Origin of the sequence: Ulvibacterium sp. (genome assembly GCF_965228935.1) — a bacterium.
Taxonomy (GTDB): domain Bacteria; phylum Bacteroidota; class Bacteroidia; order Flavobacteriales; family Flavobacteriaceae; genus Ulvibacterium.
Genome location: NZ_OZ245846.1, coordinates 813250 through 836407, shown reverse-complemented (window position 1 = coordinate 836407; position 23158 = coordinate 813250). Strand labels below are relative to the sequence as shown.

The 23158-nt window shown below is 43.9% G+C and carries 13 protein-coding genes; 10 read left to right on the top strand and 3 right to left on the bottom strand.

What is annotated here, in order from left to right:
• Position 1: 1 nt before the first annotated feature.
• From ACO06Y_RS03615 to ACO06Y_RS03605, 3 genes are all read right to left on the bottom strand, one after another.
• Positions 2 to 3172 (bottom strand): histidine kinase, encoded by a 3171-nt coding sequence (locus tag ACO06Y_RS03615; protein WP_422082466.1) that lies wholly within the window; start codon positions 3170 to 3172, stop codon positions 2 to 4.
• A gap of 323 nt (positions 3173 to 3495) precedes the next feature.
• Positions 3496 to 4137: an HAD-IA family hydrolase gene (locus ACO06Y_RS03610; RefSeq protein ID WP_422082465.1), complete on the bottom strand. Its 642-nt coding sequence runs from the start codon at positions 4135 to 4137 to the stop codon at positions 3496 to 3498.
• Positions 4138 to 4218: 81 nt separating this feature from the next.
• The gene (locus ACO06Y_RS03605) at positions 4219 to 6024 is read right to left on the bottom strand and encodes an alkaline phosphatase (protein ID WP_422082464.1); all 1806 of its coding nucleotides are present in this window, start codon (positions 6022 to 6024) and stop codon (positions 4219 to 4221) included.
• 566 nt (positions 6025 to 6590) lie between these two features.
• On the opposite strand from ACO06Y_RS03605, the gene ACO06Y_RS03600 reads away from it, so the two are divergent.
• The 10 genes from ACO06Y_RS03600 (at position 6591) to ACO06Y_RS03555 (ending at position 23149) form a co-directional block, all read left to right on the top strand.
• A complete protein-coding gene (locus tag ACO06Y_RS03600; RefSeq protein ID WP_422082463.1) occupies positions 6591 to 9569 on the top strand; it encodes a SusC/RagA family TonB-linked outer membrane protein in 2979 nt (992 codons plus the stop codon).
• A 19-nt stretch (positions 9570 to 9588) separates the two neighbouring features.
• A complete protein-coding gene (locus ACO06Y_RS03595) occupies positions 9589 to 11346 on the top strand; it encodes a RagB/SusD family nutrient uptake outer membrane protein (RefSeq protein ID WP_422082462.1) in 1758 nt (585 codons plus the stop codon).
• A 298-nt stretch (positions 11347 to 11644) separates the two neighbouring features.
• Positions 11645 to 13957 (top strand): GH92 family glycosyl hydrolase, encoded by a 2313-nt coding sequence (locus tag ACO06Y_RS03590; protein ID WP_422082461.1) that lies wholly within the window; start codon positions 11645 to 11647, stop codon positions 13955 to 13957.
• 180 nt (positions 13958 to 14137) lie between these two features.
• A complete protein-coding gene (locus ACO06Y_RS03585) occupies positions 14138 to 15193 on the top strand; it encodes a LacI family DNA-binding transcriptional regulator (RefSeq protein ID WP_422082460.1) in 1056 nt (351 codons plus the stop codon).
• A 113-nt stretch (positions 15194 to 15306) separates the two neighbouring features.
• On the top strand, positions 15307 to 16248 hold the full coding sequence (locus ACO06Y_RS03580; RefSeq protein WP_422082459.1) for a class II fructose-bisphosphate aldolase: 942 nt from the start codon (positions 15307 to 15309) through the stop codon (positions 16246 to 16248).
• Positions 16249 to 16257: 9 nt separating this feature from the next.
• Positions 16258 to 17130 carry a 5-deoxy-glucuronate isomerase gene (iolB, locus tag ACO06Y_RS03575; RefSeq protein WP_422082458.1) on the top strand — a complete coding sequence of 291 codons (873 nt, stop codon included), beginning with the start codon at positions 16258 to 16260 and terminating at the stop codon, positions 17128 to 17130.
• Positions 17131 to 17134: 4 nt separating this feature from the next.
• The gene (gene iolC / locus ACO06Y_RS03570; protein WP_422082457.1) at positions 17135 to 18148 is read left to right on the top strand and encodes a 5-dehydro-2-deoxygluconokinase; all 1014 of its coding nucleotides are present in this window, start codon (positions 17135 to 17137) and stop codon (positions 18146 to 18148) included.
• 12 nt (positions 18149 to 18160) lie between these two features.
• Positions 18161 to 20020 carry a 3D-(3,5/4)-trihydroxycyclohexane-1,2-dione acylhydrolase (decyclizing) gene (iolD, locus tag ACO06Y_RS03565; RefSeq protein ID WP_422082456.1) on the top strand — a complete coding sequence of 620 codons (1860 nt, stop codon included), beginning with the start codon at positions 18161 to 18163 and terminating at the stop codon, positions 20018 to 20020.
• 15 nt (positions 20021 to 20035) lie between these two features.
• Positions 20036 to 21634 (top strand): solute:sodium symporter family transporter, encoded by a 1599-nt coding sequence (locus tag ACO06Y_RS03560; protein ID WP_422082455.1) that lies wholly within the window; start codon positions 20036 to 20038, stop codon positions 21632 to 21634.
• Between the two features lie 39 nt (positions 21635 to 21673).
• On the top strand, positions 21674 to 23149 hold the full coding sequence (locus tag ACO06Y_RS03555; protein WP_422082454.1) for a CoA-acylating methylmalonate-semialdehyde dehydrogenase: 1476 nt from the start codon (positions 21674 to 21676) through the stop codon (positions 23147 to 23149).
• The last annotated feature ends 9 nt before the right edge of the window (positions 23150 to 23158 follow it).

The following is a 23158-nucleotide window of genomic DNA, read 5'->3' as shown; positions in this document are numbered from 1 at the left end:
TCTAATATGGAATTTTAATGGTGACCCGTGTCCCTGTTCGTATGCCATCCCCAATATCATCCGTTGTGATTTCATAGCCGTATTCCCTTTTTCGTATTTGGTTCAACAGTTTTAGCCTTTCCCACAGTATCTGCGTAGCATAGGACTGATGCCCCTTATCAGGTCTGCCCTTGATTTTAGATCCCAAGATTCCTATTCCGTTGTCCTCGATGGTAAGAACGAGCTGTTTCGTCGCTAGAGACCTTTCGACCTTGATGGTTATTGATTTTTCCTTTTGATCGTCCGTAAAACCGTGTATGATGGAATTCTCCACGATGGGCTGTAGAATCATGGAGGGGATAAAGGTATCCTCCATATCAATGTCCGGCCCGCATTGGACGATGAAATCTATCCTGTGCCGACTCTTGGTACTGGTAAGATTTACATAGTTTTCTATGTACCTTATTTCTTTGGAGAGTAGGATGTTCTCGTTTCGGGTCAGGTCCAGCGTCAACCGCATAAGGGAGGAGAAACTCGTGATATAGTCATCCAGCTTGGACAACATGCCCTCTTTGACCGTTTTACGTATGCCGTTCAGGGCGTTGAATATGAAGTGCGGGTTCATTTGTGCCCTTAGGGTCTTTCGTTCCAGTTCCACCAAGGTAAGGCGCAGTTCATGTTTTTTCCGCTCCCGTACCGAATGGGTGTACAGGGCGAGCGCCACCAGGCCGAGGAGTAACAGAAAGGCAACAGCCTGGATCCAGGGCCGTTTGTAGAACACCTGGGCCACATGGATGTCATAGTTCAGTTCGTTGGACGATTCCAGACCGGCGGCATCCAGCCCCTTGATTCTCAGCACGTAATCCCCTGGGGGAATGGACAGTAGCTTCAAGGTGGTCTGGTCGCCCAGGTTCACCCACTCCTCGGTAAACCCGTCCAATTTGTAGGCATATTTGTTGGTCTCGGTGTTGTAGCAGTCGTTGATACTATAGGATATGGAAAACGAGTTTTTGGAGTAGGGCAGGTCGAAATCATACCGTTCCGCGTTTAAGGCGTCGAGTTCCACATCCATTTCCCTTTCGGAATCGTAATATTCGAATTTGGTGGGGAATATCCTGATGTCCCGGGATCGGGCCGAGCCGTCAATACTGTCAAAGGCGATAAGTCCCCTGACCCCTCCGAACAGTAGGGTATTGGTAGAAGTTTTATAATACCCATATTGATTGAAATCATTAAAGGGCAGGCCATTCTCCACATAGAACGCGGTCACTTTTTTTAAACCCTTCTCGTACCGGTACAACCCATCATGGGTACTGAACCACATGTTTTCATCGGCATCCTCTAAAATTCCCACTACATTTAAATCTGTAAACCCATCCGCTGCACCTATTGTCGTTGCGTTTTTTAAGTCCTTGTCAATATGGATTGCCCCCTTGTTCGTGCCCAGCCATATATTTTCTTGTTGATCTAAGAAAGTTGTATAAATCGTATTCGTCGGAAGGGTCAATCCATTGTTAATGGAATCTTTGGTCAAGTGCAAAAAGGTGTTGGAATCCAGATCCTGTACGATCAATCCATTTATGTCCGTTCCTATATAGAGCTTATCCTTGGTCTTATGAAGATCCCTTGTTATAGGGTCTTCTGCGTTCTCCAAAGGGGGAATGGACAACACGCGGAACTTCTTTTGTTTAAAATTGAATTCCTGAAGGTCATAATTGCTGGCCAGCAATAGGGTGGAGTCCGAATGCTTTAATATATCAAAATAGTGCAAATTGGCCAATCTCCGGTGCGAGTCAAAGATGTTGGTATCAACAATTGTATTTTTTAGAAAATTGATTTTCCAAAGTGCTTTGTGCTCCCCGATACACCAGGCCGTGGAATCACTAGCCTTTAGAAAAGATCTAACGAGATTCAATTTTGGAAAAATACGTGTCGTTTTATAAGGACTTTCACCATAATTATTACTCTCCGTTGGTGAAAGCTTAAAGACCCCTTCATCCGTAGCGGCAAGGATTTCTTCGTTCGGGAGTTCTAAAAATCCCCTTGAGTCGACATTCCGTTCGCCATTCTTATATAGGATCCGATTAAAATTGTTCTTGCTGAACTTTATTTTATGGATCCGATCATGGCTGGTAACATAGATGATATCGTTTTGATCTATGAGAATATCGTCGATCGAATTGGGGAATGGAATTTCATAGGTCTTTTTGAGATGAAAGCTCCCGTTGATGTCCACTATTTTGTATAGGGATAATTTTTTTCCAAAGTCATCGATACCGATGAGATCGGCATAGTTTTTTAGTGTGGGATTGGTATTTTCTGCAATTGGAATCATTTCCTGTAGGGGCAGGTTAATAACCTGTATACCAAAATCTTCAATAAAATGAGTCTTAAAAATTTCTCCTTCGTAGGTGTACTCCGTTTCCGTGGATTCCGGAAAAATGTCACCATTGTCAGTGATCAGTAGGCCATCCCCCCCATTTTGTTGCCATTCAGGATGATAATAACTGCCATGTTCATAATTCAATGTAGCGGTAAAATCAGCTATTAAAGTGGTCTTTCCCTGATCCAGGACAAACAGCTTACGTCCCCGCCGAGCTAGAAATTTATTGCAGCCGATCCTTCGTTCCAAATGTAGAAAGCCCCCCAAAAAATAGGAAGCATAGACATGCCGTAATCCAATTTCTGGGATTTGATATTCCGTGATTTCAAGGGAGGGGTCCACCTTTAAAACAATATTTTCCGTGCTGTTACCAGCGACTATCCATAGGTTTCCATCGCAATCTTCCATAAAGGAGTTCGCCTGAAGTTCCAATCCCTTTAAAAAGGGTTTGAATTCGATGTGATTGAAACTTTTTTCCAAACTTTCACTGGATATGAAAATTCCCTTGGCAGCCGATATCCATATTCTTTGCTTGCTATCAATAAAAAAACCATGAATATATTTGGGGAGGTCATCCAGGATTTCATCCGAGAAAGAAGAAAGCACATTATAGGTCCCAAAGTCTTTTACCAAACCGTTATGGGTGGAATACCATAGAAACCCATCACCATCCATTTGCATTAAATTCCTGTACTTATGGGTTTCACCATTGCTATTGATCTGAACATCCCTTATCGTATAGTCCTGGGCATACGAGACATTGAAAAAAAATAGGTATAAAATGATAGAATATGTAAGTGTAATACGCATTACCAAATAAACAAAGGGGGATAAAAAAAGTCGAAAACCTTACTGCAAAACATCGGTTAAATTAATCTCTGCCAACATTAAATAAAGTATATGGAATTAAAATTAAGAAAAAACCTACTGCCTTAGAGAGAGGAAATAGAACAATAGTATAACTGCCTCTCTTTTTTAAGGAAGTTTGCTCTGAAGAATAATGTTCGGTCTAATAGAATTATGACGTACTAATTCCTAAATCAAGGAGGTAACAAGGGAGATTCTTTCGAAACTCATAAGATCAACCCTAGCTTGTATGCAAGGTTAGTCAACATTGGTTGGGGATAACTTTATCAGGATCGGGAAAGTAGCATTCCCAATTCACCCATATCCTGAAAAACAAAGGCTTCCTGCGGATCAATAGGATAGTCATGACCGTTTTTGGAATACACAAAGACATCGAAACCCCCGGCCAAGGCCGCCTGAACCCCAACTTTGCTATCCTCTACAACCGCGCATTCCTCTGGTCTAAAGCCCATACTTTTGGCGGCATGAAGGAAAATATGCGGATTGGGTTTCCAACGCTGTATTTCATAACAACTAAATATTCTTCCTTCAAACTTATCGATTAACCCGGTGGTCGTTAAATTGGCTCGTATTTTTTCCAGAGGTCCACTTGAGGCAACACAAAATGGGACTTCAAGATTCTCAATAACCGAATGGATTCCTGCTATTGGCTTGAGTTCGTTCTTGAAGGCCTCATACGTTTTTTTCCGGTATTCCGATTCAAAATCAGGAGGTAACTGTCCTTTCGTAAGCATATTGAGATAGTGCATAATATCATTTAACGACTTTCCCAAGAACTCACCTACCACAAAGTCCAGGTCAATGTGCAATCCCAAATCCTTTCCCATCGCAACCAACACCTTGGCTGTAATCAACTCGCTATCTACCAGAACCCCATCGCAATCAAAAATAATACACTTGTATTTCATTTAGTCGAGTAGCTTTTTATTGGTAAGGGGCTATCCGTCCGAATGTACCATAAGCTTGGGTACAAAGAAAAGGTACCCGGCTTAATCTGCCTTAATTTTGAGCACTTTTATGATTTTATCGTACACCTCTGTATTTTCATATATTCCTTGAAATTCCTGGGAATGGGGACCATACGCGAATAACGGTACCATGATGCCCGTATGATCATGGGTCGTGAAATCCCCTTCTACCATTTGGCTTTCAAGATTCCCCTGTGGCAAACTAAATCCGGAAGTTTCGTGATCTGCCGTGACGACCACAAGCGTATTGCCCGTTGAATCCGCAAATTTCAAGGCTTCGGTTATGGCCCGATCAAAATCTATGCCTTCCGAGACGATGCCGGGAACATAGTTTTCGTGACCATAACTATCTATTTTCGCACTTTCCACCATTAAAAAAAAGGGAGCTTTCTTCGCTTTTAAAAAAGCCAATCCATTTTTGGTCGCCTCGGCCAATACCGCTCCACGTCCCTCAAGAACGCTGGGAACATCATCCTTTGAAATAAAATGGGCAATTCGTTTTTCTTCACTTTGGGCCATTCCATCCGTATTTTCCAAAATGGAAAAACCCATTTGGGCAATTTGCCTTTCAAACGAGTTGGCACCTCCGCCAACCAATAGTGAAAGTTTACTTTTTGATAGATCCGAAATAATACCCTCCGTATCCGATCGATCTTTGCGATGCGCATAGAAAGCGGCCGGGGTAGCACCAGTAATCATGTCCGTTGTGATACATCCAGAGTTAAAACCGTTTTCATATAGAAGTTCGGTAATATTTTTTAGGGAATTGCCCTTGTCATCCACTCCTATCGCACGATTGTTGGTTTTTGTGCCTGTGGCCAAGGCGGTACCCGAAGCAGCGGAATCGGTCGTAAAATCGTCCGCGGATTGTGTCTTTATAAACCCGATACTTTTTAATTGGGTCAATGTTAACTCTCCGCCATTGCCAAAAACCGAGGACGAGATTTGCGCTAGCCCGTTACCATCGCCAATCAATAGAATGACATTTTTAACAGGCCTATCTTTTTGGTCCGAGTCAAAGGTTGGCTTATAGACTTCTGCCAAAACCGTATTGTGATAGATTCGTTGCTTTAAAGTATTTAGATAGGAAGCCGATGCATACGGCAAATCGGTATTGATAAAATCCACACCCATATCATTAAAGGCCTTCCAAGCGGTTTTGGAATCCGGCGCTCCCCAGAATCGGAAAGGTTTGCCATAGGAATGGGCCTTATCGATTACAGCCTTTACCTTTTTATGATCGTCGGCAGTTAATCTTCCTTTTCCGTTCCATGGTGAAAACCTTTTGAAATTTAAGCTGATCAAGGCTATTTTGTTCCATATTTCCGCTTTTGGTACATCTTCCAACTGCTGATAATCAAAGCGGATATAATGGGGATAATCCATATACGCATTGACCTTTGGTCGATTGCCGGATATCACTATTGAAATTTGCCTATTCCCGGTGAGGGTAGGATAGTTTTCCAAAATGGAAATCAGTTTTTCCAAGGTGGCATGGGGTTCCGATTTTATATCGATGAGTAACTGTAATCCTTGTGGCTCCCCTAATTTTAAGTTCATTGCCTTTTGTAGAGGTTGCAGGTAGAGATTCTCCAGGGTTCGGTCTTCTAGAATTTCGGATTCCGCATGGGTGACATAAAGCCTATCGTTCCCTAAAAAAATGTCGACCTCAATTGAATTTAGGCCATTGGCATAGGCGCTCCAAAAAGGGACTTTTTGGGCATAATCATTGTGCGAATGTATTTTTACCCGATCTATGGGTTGTGCAACCAAAGGAATAATCGAAATGCAAAGTAGAAGAATTAGGAGGAGGTTTTTTTTGGACATGACCGGGATTTGACTTGTTAAACTGTTGTTGTTCAAAAGAGGATTTAATTATCGAGTTCCATTTGGATGGGTAAATCGGGATTGGAATCATTATCTTCATACGAATATAGGACTCTTAGTGGTCAACAATTAGGTAAGGTCTATGCAAACCTTTGCATAAGGAAACCACAGGTGCTAAAAAAGAGGCACTTCCCCCTTTCGTAGGAAGAAGTTAGTATTGCAAAAAACCTAAAAATCAGGGGTTTTGCCTGTACTTTGGAATAAGCTTGCCGAGCAGCCTACAGCCCCCCTTTTTCTTGGCGAATCATCCTTCTATACCTAGGGTTCACACTCAAATCATTTTCTCTAATTTTTTAAGAAATTTCTCCCTCCAGATTGCTTTTTTACCAGTTTTAAAAAGCCCTAAATAGTTATTTGGGAATAACGTTCCCTAAAGTTTAAATAAGGCTTAAGTCCATGTAAATCAATGCAAACCTTTGCATAGACTTTTGGCTCCGAATAATTTTGGGCATCGCTTTTTTATTGTTATTTGGCTTAAGAATTAACTAACGCAAAAACAGCCAGATATGAAAAAAATTCGATTTTTAATGTTGATTTTCCTGCTCGGAATCGTTTCGGTTTCATGGGCACAAACTACGGTGACTGGTATGGTCACCGACGATCAAAATGCTCCCCTCCCAGGGGCGAGCGTTATAGAAAAAGGAACGACCAACGGTACCACGACCGACTTTGATGGTAATTTTACGATAGAAGTAGCCGATTCAAATGCCGTTCTTGAAGTTTCCTATCTGGGATATACTACCATGGATATACCCCTGGCAGGACAAAGTAACATAACCATTCAGTTGTCCGAAGATGCTACACAGCTGGATGATGTGGTTGTGGTAGGTTATGGGGTTCAGAGAAAGTCCGATATAACCGGTGCCATCGGCTCCGTTAAAAGCGAGAATTTCAATAAAGGGGTAGTGGCCAACCCTGGTCAGCTTGTACAAGGTAAGATAGCCGGTGTTAACGTGACCAATGTAAGTGGGGAACCCGGGGCCGCACAGAATATCATCATTAGGGGTGTCGGAAGCCTTCGTGCAGGTACCACGCCTCTTTTTGTAGTGGATGGTTTTATTCTTGATAATTCAAGCATTGGTGTTGCACCTGGTGCTAACCCCCTGAACTTCCTCAATCCACAGGATATAGAATCCATGGATGTTTTAAAGGATGCGTCAGCTACGGCAATCTATGGAGCACGTGCGGCCAATGGGGTCATCGTGATTACCACAAAAAAGGGAAAGGCCGGTAAAACGGAGATGAATTTGAACGTATCCACGGCCGTGTCCACTATAGCAAACCCCATGGATGTCTTCAGTGCCAATGAGTTTAGAAATCAAGTACCGGCAGTAGGGGGAACATTAGCAGATGGTGGAGCAAATACGGATTGGCAGGATGAATTGACCAGGACAGGGATTTCCAAAAATGTTAATTTCTCTATGAGCGGAGGGGTTGTGGACAAGTCCTCCTATTTTGTGTCTGCCGGTGTGGATGATCAGGAAGGTACGTTGAACAATAGTTCTCTAACACGATATTCAGGGCGTATAAATTTAAATCAAAAGGCACTTCAGGGAAGGTTCAATGTCGATTTTAACTTGACCGCTTCCCGTACCGTAAATGAAAGGCCGGACGCCAATGCCATTATAGTGGATATGTTGCAATTGAATCCTACTTTTCCCGTTTTTACGAATGGGGAGCCCACGTTCTTTGATGAACGTTTAAATCCGGTTGTACGTAATCAGATTTATACGGATGAGGCCAACAGCAATAGAATCCTGGCCAATATTTCTCCTTCTTTTGAAATTATTAAGGGATTGGTCTATAAGTTAAATCTAGGGGTGGATTATGCCTCCACCACTCGCGATGTACAACAGACCCCTTACACTTTATTGGAAGGTTTTGAGGAAGGCACTTTGGACACAAGGGCAACGATAAATACCAATACCTTGATTGAAAATACGTTGACTTATACCTTCAGCCAGGGTAAGCATAACCTAACGGTTCTGGCGGCCCACTCCTATCAGGAAACAAAATTCGAACAAAAGAGGTTTCGACTGGAAGGATTTGCCAATAACGGAATAGAACCGAGGTTCCAGGATCAGATCAGTGCCGAGACTTTCCCCACTACCTTAGATTCCGAAGCTTTTATAAATGAGCTACAATCTTATTTTGGTAGGGTAAATTATGCGTATGACGATAAGTATTTGTTAACGGCCACCATGCGGGCCGATGGTTCGTCCCGGTTTGGTGCAAACAACAAATATGGCTATTTCCCTTCTTTTGCCTTGGGATGGAATATTAGCAAGGAAGATTTCTTGGCCGATAATGCGGTGTTCAGCAACCTAAAGCTTCGCGCAAGTTGGGGCCAAACGGGGAATCAGGAGGGGATAGACCCTAAAGTAAGTTTGGCAAGCTTTGTTGACTCAAGGACAGAAAATGATACCTATCCCATAAACGGAACAGAGGTTTCCTTGGACGATTATCCTTTTGGTACCGTCCCCGTTAGGACAGCGTTTCCGGATTTGAAATGGGAAGTATCCACGCAAACGAATATTGGTCTGGATTTTGGCCTGTTTGGCAATAGGATAACAGGTACTTTGGACTATTTCAACAAAGTGGTCACCGACGTGGTGTTATTTGCAAATAGAATAGATCCCATACAGCCCACGGAAAAAATTTGGACCAATATTCCCGATTTGGAAATACAAAATACCGGTTTTGAACTTTCCCTTGACTATAGGGGCAATTTCACTGAGGACTTCACCTTTAATGTGGGAGGTAACATATCCTATACGGATAATAAGGTGGTAGATTCCCAATTTGAGGTTCTTACCTCAGGTGCTGCCCAGGGTGCCGGTCAGACCGGAGCAACAATCAATGGCTATATCAATGATGAACCCATAGGCACCTTCTTTATGAAAGAATTTATCGGTATCGGTGCGGATGGTTTAAACCAGTTTAGGGATGTTAATGGGGATGGTGAGTCTTTGGACAATGATCGGATTCCAGTAGGTACTGCACTTCCCGATGTTATCTATGCCTTCTACTTTAACTTCAACTACAAAAATTGGGATTTGGGGCTTAACTTTAATGGGGTTTCCGGAAATAAGATTTATAACCATACGGCCATGACCATATTTTCCAATAGTCAATTGAGTAGGAATTTGAATACCACTGATTTTGCCGTTCAATTTCCCAATGAGGATTTAAGTAACTCCAATGAGGTCTCTACCCGTTATCTGGAAGATGGTAGTTTTTTGCGATTGAACAATGCCACCTTGGGGTATACCCTGGATCCAGCGATACTTGGGCTAAGCGATTGGGTGAGCAATTTTCGCTTTACCTTAACGGGACAGAACCTATTTGTAATAACTGATTATTCGGGCTTTGATCCGGAAATCAATACGGGAACCGATATCGACGATATTCAGACCTTTGGTATAGACCGCTTTACTTATCCATCCCCAAGGACTTTACTATTGGGCTTAAACGTAACATTTTAAATAAAAAATTGTTTCAATCATGAAAAATAAAATCTTAATTCTAACATTTGCTTCTTGTACCTTGTTCAACTGGGGCTGTACCGATCTGGAAGAAGAACGGATCGACGAAGCAGAATTTGGGGGTCAGGCAGAAACCATTAGTGGTGCCATTGCGCCTGCTTACGGCTATGTTTCCTGGACTTGGAGACATACGCATTACTACGGTTTGCAACTGGTTGCTTCGGATGAGGCCATTCTACCTTTTCGTGGGGGAACGGACTGGTTCGATGGGGGTAAGTATTTGGCCACCCATGCCCATACCATTACCCCTACCAATGATTTGGTGGGAGATAGTTGGAACGAGCTTACCACCAACATATCCAGAACCTTGGCGGCTATTGAGGTCTTGACCCCACTTGCCGATGGTGGTGATAATGAAGCACTTGGTGCCCTTCATGAAATGCGCGCATTGCGGGCTTACCTAAACATGTTGATGTTGGATAGTTGGGGCTTGGTACTGAGAAAAGAATCTTCCGCCGAACTCTCTGAGGTACTAAGAACTCAAGAAGCCATTGATTATATAGAAAGTGAATTGTTGGCGGTTGTGGATGTCATCAACACGAATAGAGGCCCGGGTAGAATTACCCAGGCGGCGGTCTGGGGCCTTTTGGCACGATTATATCTCAACGCCGGGGTATACCGGGATCCGTATGGGACGCCCAACTTTAGTACGGAGGATATGGGCCGGGTCATCCAATACACGGACAACATTATCAATTCCGGAAACTTCTCCTTATCACCCGAATATTTTGACCTTTTCAATGACGATAACAATAGCAATCCGGAATTGATCTTTGCCTTGGATCAACGCGGGCAGTTACGAAGGGAGCACAGCCGATGGGCGTATTGGCCTATAGCCGGATCTATGTTTCCAAGACCGGAATTCCCCAGTGCGGATGGTACGGATGGTCCCGCGATCACTTCGGATTTTTACCAGACATGGGTAGATGCTTATGGTGCTGTTGATCCCGCTGAAGCCGATGCAAGGTTCTATCAAAGAAATACTTTGGTTCCCGATGCGCAGTTACAGGATTTAGAAAATCGTGAACCCTTACTTGCCACGGAAACCGAAAATAGTTATTACTGCGTTGAACCCTTAGTCTTTGAAATGGATCGGGGAATACTACGCGGAATTCAATGGGGGCCTAGAAAAGGCGATGACGGAGCATTTTTGACTTGTGACGGCGGTGCCGTAAGGATTTATCCTATACAACAAAGAAAAGGGAACGGACCGGATAGGGATGTGGGCTATGTAGACCATACCCTGGAAATTAACTTTACCAATGAAGGTTCCTTGCACAACAAAGGGTATCGTCCTTCTAAATATCAATTTAGCCGTACTTCAAATAATGGTAATAATTTCAGTAGCGTTGATTTGGTATTGATACGTTTGGCCGAGATTTATCTGATGCGTGCCGAGGCCAAACTGAGAAATGGCGACGATGCCGGTGCCTTGGCCGATGTGAATACGGTAAGAACATCAAGAACGGCCCGACCAGATCAAACCCCGGAAGCATGGCCCTCTATTGATTTGGACGCCCTGTTCCGCGAGCGTGGTTTTGAGTTGTATTGGGAAGGTTTTAGAAGGAGTGATCAAATACGTTTTGGCAAATACGAGGATGCTTGGACGGATAAGACAGATGCCGACCCCAATAAAAGGTTGTTCCCAATTCCCCAAAGTGCCGTTGATGCCGCCTCGGGAATAGATGGTTTCTTACAACAGAACCCAGGGTACTAATGAATTGTAAGCGATGTGGATATCATACCAATTTCCCTTATTTGTACAATTCGTTTTAAAATAGAACGTAACACCAGTAATCATATTGGTTTTTCGTAATTAGTTTGTGTAAGTTTGAGTTAGTTTAGTAAAGGCAGGCAAATATTTGCTTGCCTTTATTTTTAAGGGCAGATGTAGATTTTGATGGCCTAGGCCAATAGCGGTTAGCCTTAAAATGTTCCCATAAACCTTATATTTATTGAGGTAAAAGCATTTGCATAAGTAAAATGGACTGATGAAGATTAATTTTCCAAATACTATGAAACCAAATGAATCCTTTGTTTTAAGTCTGGGAACATTACTACTACTTTTTTTGATAAACTCATGCGGTAAGGAACGGACAAGTCCTTCCAAGATGGCGGAATCCGATACCTCTCCCGTTGATAAAGTGTATACCCAATTGGATACCGAAAACTCCCGCTGGTTTTTGTTTTCATCCGCATGTCGCCCTTTTGGGATGGTCAACCTTAGTCCCGATACACAGGTCGGTGGCGCATGGGGTAGCGGTTATCGGTACAAGACCGATACCATTAAAGGAATCAGTCATATTCACGGTTGGCAGATTTCCGGGCTTTCTATAATGCCGGTTACCATTTCGGAAGAGAACAAGCAAACTATTTTTACCGATTTTTATTCAAAGTTTTCCCATGATACGGAAAAGGCCGTGCCGGGATATCATTCGGTCCACTTACAGAAATACGATATTAAGGCCGAGTTGACCAGTACAAAACGGGTGGGGTTCCACAGATATTCCTTCCCTATTGAAGGTAGACCTGCCCTATTGTTTAACCTAAACGGAGTATTGGGCCCTTGTGAAAATAGGGACGGGACATTAACCAAAGTTGGCGATAATGTACTTACGGGAGAATTTGAAATGGCACCAACGCATCGACGTCCCAAACCCTTCAAGGTCTTTTTTCAGGTGGAATTTGACTCAAGGATCGATTCGATTGTCCAGGATGATGGGTCGCACAATTACCTGGTTTTTATGGAGCAAGATAAAAAGACCGTAAAACTGAAAGCTGGGATTTCGTATACCTCGATTAAAAATGCGCAAAAGAATTTGACCACCGAACTGGACCATTGGGATTTTGAAAAAGTAGTTGAGGAATCCAGGGAAGAATGGAACAGTGTATTGGGAAGAATCAAGGTTAGTGGAGGCACTGAAACGCAGCAACGCCGGTTTTATACGGACTTGTGGCATGCGCTGCAGGGACGAAGGGTCATCAACGATGTGAATGGCTGTTATCCTGATAATACCGGTGATAACCTTAGGATAGGGCAATTGCCTTTGGACATCAACGGAAATCTCAGGTTCAACCATTACAATTCCGATTCCTTTTGGGGGGCACAATGGACCTTGAATACCCTTTGGGGTTTGGTCTATCCTGATATCAAGGAAGAATTCGTGCACTCCCTACTACGGTATTATAAAGATGGGGGACTCGTTCCTAGGGGGCCTTCGGGGGGTAATTATACCTATGTAATGACAGGGGCTTCCAGCACTCCCTTTATCGTAAGCGCTATCCAAAAAGGAATTGTAAAGGATAGTTTACAAAATATCTACAAGGCCGTAAGGAAAAACCATATGCCCGGTGGTATTATGGAAAAGGCGGGCTATGAACACACCACAAATTTAGGAGGAGGGTTTAAACATTACCTGGAAAATGGCTTTGTGCCGTACCCGATCCCTGAGGGAAAGTTTGGAGGTCACCAGGATGGGGCAAGTCTAACTTTGGAATACGCCTACCAGGATTGGACCTTGGCCCAATTGGCAAAAAAACTGGATCAGGAAGAGGATTATCGCTATTTTCTGAATCGATCGAACAATTACAAGCTCCTTTTTGATAAGGAATCTGGTTGGATCCGGCCAAAGGATGCCAACGGAAAGTGGATGGAAAACTATGACCCCTATTTGTATAAAAATGGATTTATAGAGAGTAACGGGGCACAATCCACTTGGTTTGTACCTCATGATATAACAGGCTTGGCCCAATTGATGGGTGGATTAGGTAAAGCCGTGGAAAAATTGAACGATCAATTTAAGGTTGCCGAAAAACTGGATTTTACTTCGGGAAATTCGCATGATGTTGAAATGCATCCTGAATACAGCCGCGTTCCGATCAATTATGGCAATCAACCTTCCATTCAAACCGCCTTTATTTTTAACCAGTTGGGTAGACCCGATTTGACCCAATATTGGTCCCGTAAAGTAGTCGACTCGGTTTTTAGCGGTCTGGATCCATCAACAGGGTACAACGGGGATGAGGACCAAGGCCTCATGGGAAGTTTGTCCGTACTGCTAAAAATAGGGTTGTTTCAAATGAACGGCGGTACCGAAGAAGACCCGACATACCAATTGGGGAGTCCCATTTTCGACGAAATCAAGATTAGCCTGCATCCCGATTATTACCCAGGAGAGCACTTTGTAATCCGGACCAAAAACAATGAAGAAGGCAATTGGGCCATAAAAAACACATTTCTGAACGGGGAACCGATTCAGGAAATGGCCATCCCACATTCGCAGATTGTCAAGGGTGGCGAATTGATGATAGAATTTAAAGAAAACTAAACATGAATTATTTCGGTTCGGTAGATTTTAGTTGTTCCTTTATAACGTTACTTTTTTTAAGTGCTAAGACGACAACATATTTTTTTGTATTTTTCTAGTAGGTTGGGATTGTATACAGCGAATAATGCTGCTAAAATATGTCGATAGACAGATACTGAAAAGGATTTAAAATCGCCGATCATGAAAAAGGGTAGGGTTACCATTATCGATATTGCCCGTGAGTTACGTATTGCTCCTTCCACGGTTTCCAGGGCCTTAAAGGACCATCCGGCATTAAAGAAGGAAACGAAGGACGCGGTCAGGGCCTTGGCCAAAAAATTGGACTATCAGCCTAATTTACTCGCCTTAAACCTTTTACAAAAGAAATCGAATACCATAGGGGTAATCGTCCCAGAGATTACCAGCCATTTTTTTTCGGCGATAATAACCGGGATACAGGATGTTATAGGCAGCTCGGAGTACAATATCATGATCTGTCTTTCGAACGAATCCTACGAGGAGGAAGTGGTGATTGTCAAGAAATTGATGAAAATACAGGTGGATGGAGTTTTGGTATCACCTACCTCGGCAACCAAAGATTTTGACCATTTCAGGACACTTCAAAAAAATGATATTCCAGTGGTGGTCTTTGATAGGGACTGCCCGGGATTGGAGGCGGATAAAGTCTTGGTTGATGACTATGCGGGAGCTTTTCAGGCGGTGGACTATCTTATTAAATCAGGGTGTACGAAAATTGCGCATTTAGGAGGGCCTTTAAATCTTAGCACCACAAAGCATAGGCTTCAAGGTTATTTGAATGCTTTGGAAGACGGGGGCATACCTATTCGAAAAGAGTATATTGAACATGTTCCCGGGTTTTCCCATGATGATGGGCTGAAACAATCCGAAAAGCTATTAAGGCTTGAAAATCCACCCGACGCAATTTTTGCCATGAACGATAATATTGCTATCTCTGCCATGCATATTGCCCGAAAAATGGCCCTAAAGATACCAGAGGATATTTCAATAGTAGGTTTTGATGATGAACCCCATTCTTCTTATTTTAGACCGTCCCTCTCTACGGTCTGGCAACCGGTTTACAGCTTGGGGATGCTCTCTGCAAGAATCATATTGCATAGATTAAATGATGAAGTTCCACAGAAAGATTTTCGACAGGAAGTTTTTAAGCCGGAGCTCGTTATAAGGGCATCTTCAAAGGAATGTACATCTAGGATAAACGACAAAATAGAGTTGTAGGAAAATGCAAACCTTTGCATAGTATTTTAATCCAGCATGCTTTTCAACATCGTTTTTTTATTGTTTTTTTATGATGCTAGGAGGTCCTAATGATTTCCGTAGAATGGACTAATATGATCGTTTCGCCAAAGGAACTCTTTACAAACTGCTACGGTAAATATGCGATTGCCGCGGTAAACGTATTTACGATGGAGCAGGTACATGCACTGTTTCGTGCCGGGGAGAAAGCCAATGCGCCTTTTTTGGTTCAGATTACGCCGGCGGCAAGGAATTATGCCCATGCAAATATGTTGTCCAAAATAATCGAAGCAGCGTCCAAAATATATCCAAAAACGGTTTATGCCGTTCATTTGGATCATGGGGATGAGGAACATGCATTGGACGCGATAGCTTCCAATACATACAACTCGGTTATGATAGACGCATCGCATGACAGTTTTGATAAAAATGTTGAGAGAACCAGGGCAATAGTACAGAAAGCCCATAAGAAAAATGTTTGTGTAGAGGCGGAATTGGGAGTGCTCAGTGGGATTGAGGACGATATCTCTGTAGATGAAAAAGAAGCAAGATATACCAAGCCTTCGGAAGTTGAAAAATTTGTAGAATTGACCCAATGTGATAGTTTGGCCGTGGCGGTAGGCACAAGTCATGGAGCCTATAAGTTTTCTGGAGGTGAAGGCATACAGTTTGATATTCTGGAGGACATACAACAGCGTCTTCCCTATTTTCCCATTGTGCTCCACGGCGGGTCTGCGGTAAATGAAAAGGAAATTTCCCGCATAAATCGCAGCGGGGGTGCACTGAATGAAGGGGCGACCGGGGTTTCTCCGGAAGAAATAGTCAAATCGATTACCTACGGCGTGTGCAAGATTAATATAGCCACGGACACCAGACTCCTTTGGGCAAGGGTGCATAGGGAGTTTTTTAGGGATACCCCTGAACTCTTTGATCCTATAGTCCCGGGCAAAAAGTATATGGAAGCGAACGAGGCATTTATGCTGGAGAAATTCGAACTTTTGGGAGCCACGGGTAAAGCAAATCAACTCATCCAATAAAATAATAGTATGGGAACAAAATCTCCATTAGTAGTAAAGCCTAAAACCGGATCAAGGGTATATCATCAAATAACCCCCGAATCGGCCCAATGGGAATATCTTTCCTTTGAAGCCAGGGAAATGGTTCGGGATGAAACCTGGGAATGGGACACCCGAGAAAATGAGATGGTCATTGTATTGTTGAGCGGTAACTTTGAGGTAGAAAGCGATAAGGGAAATTGGGAAACCAAAAACGGCCGCAAAGACGTATTCAGCGGAGTGGCCCATACCCTTTATTTGCCAAGACATACAAAGTTTGGGCTAAAGGCTACCAGTGATACATTGGATATAGCCTACGGCTGGTGCAAGGCCGACGAGGATTTTCCCGCGAAGTTCGTTACGCCAAAAGAGACACCGGTCGTGATTTTTGGCGGAGACAATGCTACAAGGCAGTTCAACGATTTGGTACCTCCTGGCTTTGGATGCCATAGTATTGTGGTAAGGGAGGTGTATACACCATCGGGTAATTGGAGTTCTTTCCCTGCGCATAAACACGATGAACGCATTCTTGCGGAAGATGGCACCGTGCTGGAACCCATTCAGGAAGAGACCTATTTCTACAAATTTCAAAAACCGGAAGCCTATGCCATTCAGCAAGTTTACACCAAGGATAGATCCTTGGATGAAATAGTGAGACCTCGGCATAATGATGTGGTTATGATACCTAGGGGTTTTCATCCGGTTGTGGCGGAACATGGGTTTCATTGTTACTATCTTAACTTTTTGGCGGGAACAGATCAATGCCTGGCCAATACCACAGATCCAGATCATGAATGGATTTACGATTCGTGGACCTCAAAGGACAAAAGATTACCCCTCGTAACAGCGGAAATGAATATATAGGAATATGGCCAACAAAAAATATGACGTAATCACCTTTGGAAGGTCTTCCATAGACCTGTACTCCCAAAACATCGGTTCCGCTTTTAATGATATCAAAGGGTTCGATGCCTTTGTAGGGGGTTCTCCATTGAATATTGCCGTAGGCTGTGCGCGATTGGGAGTCAACACCAGTCTTTTAACGGCTGTTGGCAATGATAAGGTAGGCGAGTTCATTGTAAACTTTCTAAACCAAGAGGGAGTCAATACGCAATGTATCCCTGTAAAAAATTCCGCTCGTAGTAGTGCGGTTGTGCTGGGGATAGAGCCACCGGATAAGTTTCCGCTGGTATTTTACAGGGACAATGCAGCCGATAGCCAAGTGGACATTGATGATGTGGATATGGCCAATATTCCGGGGCATCGGATTTTATTGATCAATGGTACGGCCATGAATAGGGAACCCTCCAGAAGTGCTACTTTTTATGCTGCTGAAGTAGCCAACCAAAATAAGGTTGATGTAGTTCTTGACTTGGATTTCAGGGCAGACCAGTGGCACGACTATAGGGCGTATGGCATAACCATGCGCGCCGTATTGCCGAAAGTAAAAATTGCCATTGGGACCGAGGAAGAAATATTGGCGGCGACTATGGTCAACACATCCCAAGTAACCATAAAGCATCAGCAAATATCGGCCCCGGAAATTTCAGGGGATATTAACGAGTCCATAAAACAGCTGCTTGCCACGGGCATAGAGACCCTGATTGTAAAGAGAGGCAAGGATGGGGCGAGTATCTGTAGAAAGGATGGGCCTATGCAGGATGTCCCTGGATTCCCGGTAGAGGTGCTTAACATTCTAGGCGCAGGTGATGCCTTTGCCAGCGGATTTCTTTATGGTGTATTGCAGGGATGGGATATGTACAAGGCCTGTCGCATGGGCAATGCCAGCGGGGCTCATGTGGTGACCCAAAAGGGATGCGCCAATTTTATGCCGACTTTGGAACAATCGCTGGCCTTTATAGAAAAAAATGGAGGATTTTAAATTTTGATCAAAATGGAAGTAAAAAGACTCACGGTTGCACAAGCCACGATCGAATACCTAAAAAATCAATACGTGGAGAGGGATGGTATCCAAAACAGGTTTTTTGCCGGTTGTTTTGGGATTTTGGGTCACGGTAATGTAGCGGGAATAGGGCAGGCATTGCACCAAAATCCGGATTTTCCATTTTATGTGGCGCGAAACGAACAGGCCATGGTACACACGGCTGCGGCCTTTGCCAAAGTGAAAAATCGCTTGCAGACCTTTGTATGTACTTCTTCCATCGGTCCGGGAGCCACCAATATGGTTACAGGTGCCGCAGCGGCCACCATAAATAGGATTCCTGTTTTATTGATTCCGGGGGATATTTTTGCGACCCGGCATGTGGCCCCCGTTCTACAGCAATTGGAATCGGCAGCTACCCAGGACATTTCGGTCAATGATTGCTTCAGGCCGGTATCCAAATACTGGGATCGAATCAATCGCCCAGAACAATTGATTACGGCATTGCCCGAGGTTATGCGGGTATTGACCTCTCAAGCCGAAACTGGGGCCGTTACCTTAAGTATTCCCCAGGACGTACAGGCAGAAGCATTTGACTTTCCCATTACTCTTTTCCAAAAAAAGGTATGGCATATCGGTAGAACAATGCCCGATCAAACCTTTTTGGCAAAGGCTATCGAACAAATAAGGGCAAGCAAAAAGCCTTTGATAGTTTCAGGAGGCGGCACCATTTATAGCGGCGCCACTGAAGTATTGAAAAAATTGGTCAATCGCACGGGCATTCCGGTTACCGAGACTTTTGCAGGCAAGGGATCATTGAAGTACAATGAACCCCAAAATCTGGGTGCCGTAGGGGTAACGGGAACTCCGGGAGCTATTGAAGTGGCAGGGGAAGCCGATTTGGTGATTGGCCTTGGAACACGGTATAGCGATTTCACCACGATTTCAAAATCGGCCTTCCAAAATCCCAAGGTACGGTTTATCAATATCAACATCACCGAATTCGACTCATTTAAACACGGAGCGTTGCCACTGATAGGGGATGCCAAGGCGATTCTTGAGGAAATCGACGATCAGTTGTCCGATTATGAGGTCAGCGGTGATTATCGGGAAAAAGTGGAGAACCTTAATACCAGCTGGGATGATTTTGTTTCCGACATCTATTCGGAAAAGAACGAAACCCCGGCTTTTCAAGGTGAGGTTATTGGTGCGGTAAACACGTTTTCCGAAGGCAACGACATCATGATCTGTGCCGCAGGGAGCCTTCCGGGCGATTTACACAAATTATGGAGAACACGAAACCCAAAAGGCTTTCATTTGGAGTATGGGTACTCTTGTATGGGGTATGAAATCGCCGGTGGATTGGGTGCCAAAATGGCCCGTCCGGACAGTGAGATTTATGTGTTGGTAGGAGATGGCAGTTACTTGATGATGTCGCAGGAGATCATTACCTCCATTCAGGAAAGACAAAAATTGACCATTGTGCTCCTGAATAACGATGGGTACTCCAGTATCGGGGGGCTGTCCGCTTCGTTGGGAAGCGACGGTTTTGGTACATTTTACCGTTATCGCAATGAAGAGACCAACCAATTGGATGGAGGGTTGTTGCCTATCGATTATGCTACCAATGCGGCCAGTATGGGGGCACATGTAATCAAGGCCTCCAATGTTGGGGAGCTCAAAAAGGCGCTTAAAGAGGCAAAGACCATTGACCGGACCACCTTGATCTATATTGAGGTGGATCGTAAGAAAGGAGTTCCCGGTTTTGCTTGGTGGGATGTGGCCGTGGCGGAGGTATCGGAGAAGACCGCCGTAAGTGAATCGTACAAGACCTATCAAACCAACAAGAAAACCCAAAAGTATTATCTCTAAACCACCACCGGCCTAATGAATACCGATTTGATCATTACGTTGGCCTCCTTTATCCTTTTTACGGGAGGAGTGGCCCTCTTTACTTGGTATAGCCTGCGAAGAACCAATTTGGGCTCTTCCGAAGGCTATTTTCTGGGAGGGAGAAGTCTCACCGGAACCGTGATTGCAGGATCTATGTTGCTGACCAATATCTCTTCGGAACATCTGATCGGTATGAATGGCAATTCGTACGTCAATGGATTTATCGTAATTGCCTGGGAGGTTACCTCGTCAATAGCACTGGTCATCGCCGCTATCTTTTTCGTACCCAAATATCTTAAGATGGGTCTCACCACCATTCCTCAATTTTTGGAAAATCGGTTTGATAGTATCACACGGACCATGGTCGCCGCCATATTGATTTTCTCCTTTGTGGTTACCCTTTTGCCTATCGTACTATATTCCGGGGCCATTGGCATCGAAAGCCTTTTCGGGGTTTCGGATTTTTTGGGTGTCGATACGACCCAAGGGCTTTGGATAACGGTTGTGGTCATTGGGGCCATAGGTTCCATTTATGCCATTTTTGGGGGATTAAAGGCGGTAGCATATTCCGATACCATTAACGGCCTCGGTCTTTTGATTGGAGGCTTGTTGATTCCCATTCTTGCCTTAATGGCCATTGGCGACAACAATATTGTGGATGGCTTGGTAAAGGTTTATGAGTTTGCACCGGAGAAATTCAATGTAATAGGAAAACCTGATTCGGTACTGCCCTTTGAGGTATTGTTTACGGGATTGATTATCAATCAACTTTATTTCTGGGGGATGAACCAGGCTATTATTCAAAGGGCATTAGGGGCCAAGAATTTAAAGGAAGCCCAAAAGGGATTACTGCTGACGGGCCTTTTTAAAATATTGATTCCATTGGTCATCGTACTTCCAGGGGTTATCTGTTACTTTTATTTTCAAGACACCTATTTTGACCAGCAGGATTCCGTTTATCCCCAATTGGTAAAAAAGGTACTTCCCATTTGGTTGATCGGTTTTTTTGCCGCTGTAATTATGGGGGCGGTTTTAAGCACTTTTAATTCGGTTTTAAATTCGGTAGCCACCCTGTTCAGTGTCGATATTGTAAAAAAACACTTATATAAAAATATTAGCGATACCCATCTCGTGAGGATTGGTAAGGGAACATCGGCCGTTTTGGCCGTAGTGGCCATTTTTGCGGCCCCTATGGTCGCCAATGCCTCCGATGGATTGTATCAATTATTGCAGGAATTGAACGGTATTTTCTTTATCCCTATCGCTTCCATTTTACTGGCTGGGTTCTTTATGAAAAGGGTTTCGGCATTGGGCGCAAAGGCCGCTTTGATTTTCGGCCTATGCTTTTACATTTTCATGACTTGGGGCTATACGGATCATGGTATTCATTTTGTGCATTTATGGGGGATTGAATTAGTATTGAATGTGGCTATTATGTACGTAGTTTCCTATTTTTACCCAAGAAGGAATTTGTATGAAGTTACCGATGTGGGTGCCGTTAACCTGGTATCATGGAAGTATACCAAAACCATGTCGATCGGGTTGTGTACAATTACGATTTTGATATATGTTTTATTGGGCAGCAATGGATAAAAGCAGTTTTTTTATTAACACGTATTAAGCATTCAAAAAATGAGCATTTTAAAAAATTATATAAATGGCGATTGGCAAAACAGTACATCCAAAGAAACGATTGATGTAGTAAATCCGGCCGATCAGCAGGTTTTGGCAAAAGTACCGTATGGCCCGAACACGAAAAATGATGTGGCCGAAGCTGTGATCGCTGCGCAAAAGGCATATCGGGAATGGAGTAAGGTTCCTGTAATGAAAAGGGTTCAGGTGCTGTACCATTTAAAATCGTTGCTCGAAGAAAATTCGGAGGTTTTGGCAAAGATCATTACGGATGAGTCGGGCAAGACCAAGGCCGAATCCTTTGGGGAGATACAAAGGGCCATAGAAAATGTTGAGGTGGCCTGTGGTACGCCCATGCTTATGGCCGGGGATGTCATCGAGGATATTGCCACAGGCATAGATGAGATGATGATTCGCCAGCCTTTAGGTGTTACGGCCTGTATTACACCTTTTAATTTTCCGAGTATGATTGTATTCTGGTTTTTGCCCTATGCGATTGCAACGGGGAATGCCTTTATCGTAAAGCCTTCCGAAAAAGTACCCCTGACCATGATGAAGATTTTTGAGTTCATCGATCAATTGGATATTCCCAAGGGCTTGGTGAATCTAGTGCATGGCGGAAAGGATTCCGTAGATGCGCTTTTGGAGCATCCGGATATCAAGGCCATCAGTTTTGTGGGTAGTACACCGGTAGCGCGATATATTTATTCCAAGGGAACGGCCAACGGGAAAAGGGTACAGGCCCAAGGAGGCGCGAAAAATCCCGTAGTCATATTGCCCGATTCGGATATCGAGATGTCCACAAAAATTATTGCGGATTCCGTTTATGGCTGTGCGGGACAGCGATGTTTGGCGGCCTCGACCATCATCACAGTGGATGACCAGCAGCGGGAAGTAAAGGATGCCCTTTACGAAACCGTAAAATCAAGGACTACCGGTTACGGTTGGGAAGAAGGGGTTAGCATGGGCCCGGTAATCACCCCGGAGAGCAAGACAAGAATAGAGGGATTGATTCAAAAGGGAGTCGATGAAGGTGCCCAAGTGCTCTTAGACGGCAGAAATACCTCAATTTCTGGATTTGAAAATGGGAATTTCATTACCCCCACCATTCTGGAGAATGTGGCCTTGGACAAGGAACTTATAAGAACGGAGATCTTTGGTCCTGTAATGAGTCTTATTTCTATGGCGACTATAGATGAGGCTCTTTCGTTCGTTAACAGCGGAGACTATGGTAACATGGCCTGTTTGTTTACGGGAAGCGGGGCAAATGCGAGGAGGTTCAGGAACGAGGCGGATGCAGGCAATATTGGCATTAACATTGGAGTGGCGGCCCCGATGGCCCAATTTCCTTTTAGCGGTTGGAAGGACAGTTTCTTCGGAGACTTGCATGGACAGGGAAAACATGCCATTGAGTTTTTTACCCAGACCAAAGTAATTATAGAGCGATGGCCCAATATATGGTCCCGTAAATTTTAAAAAGACAGG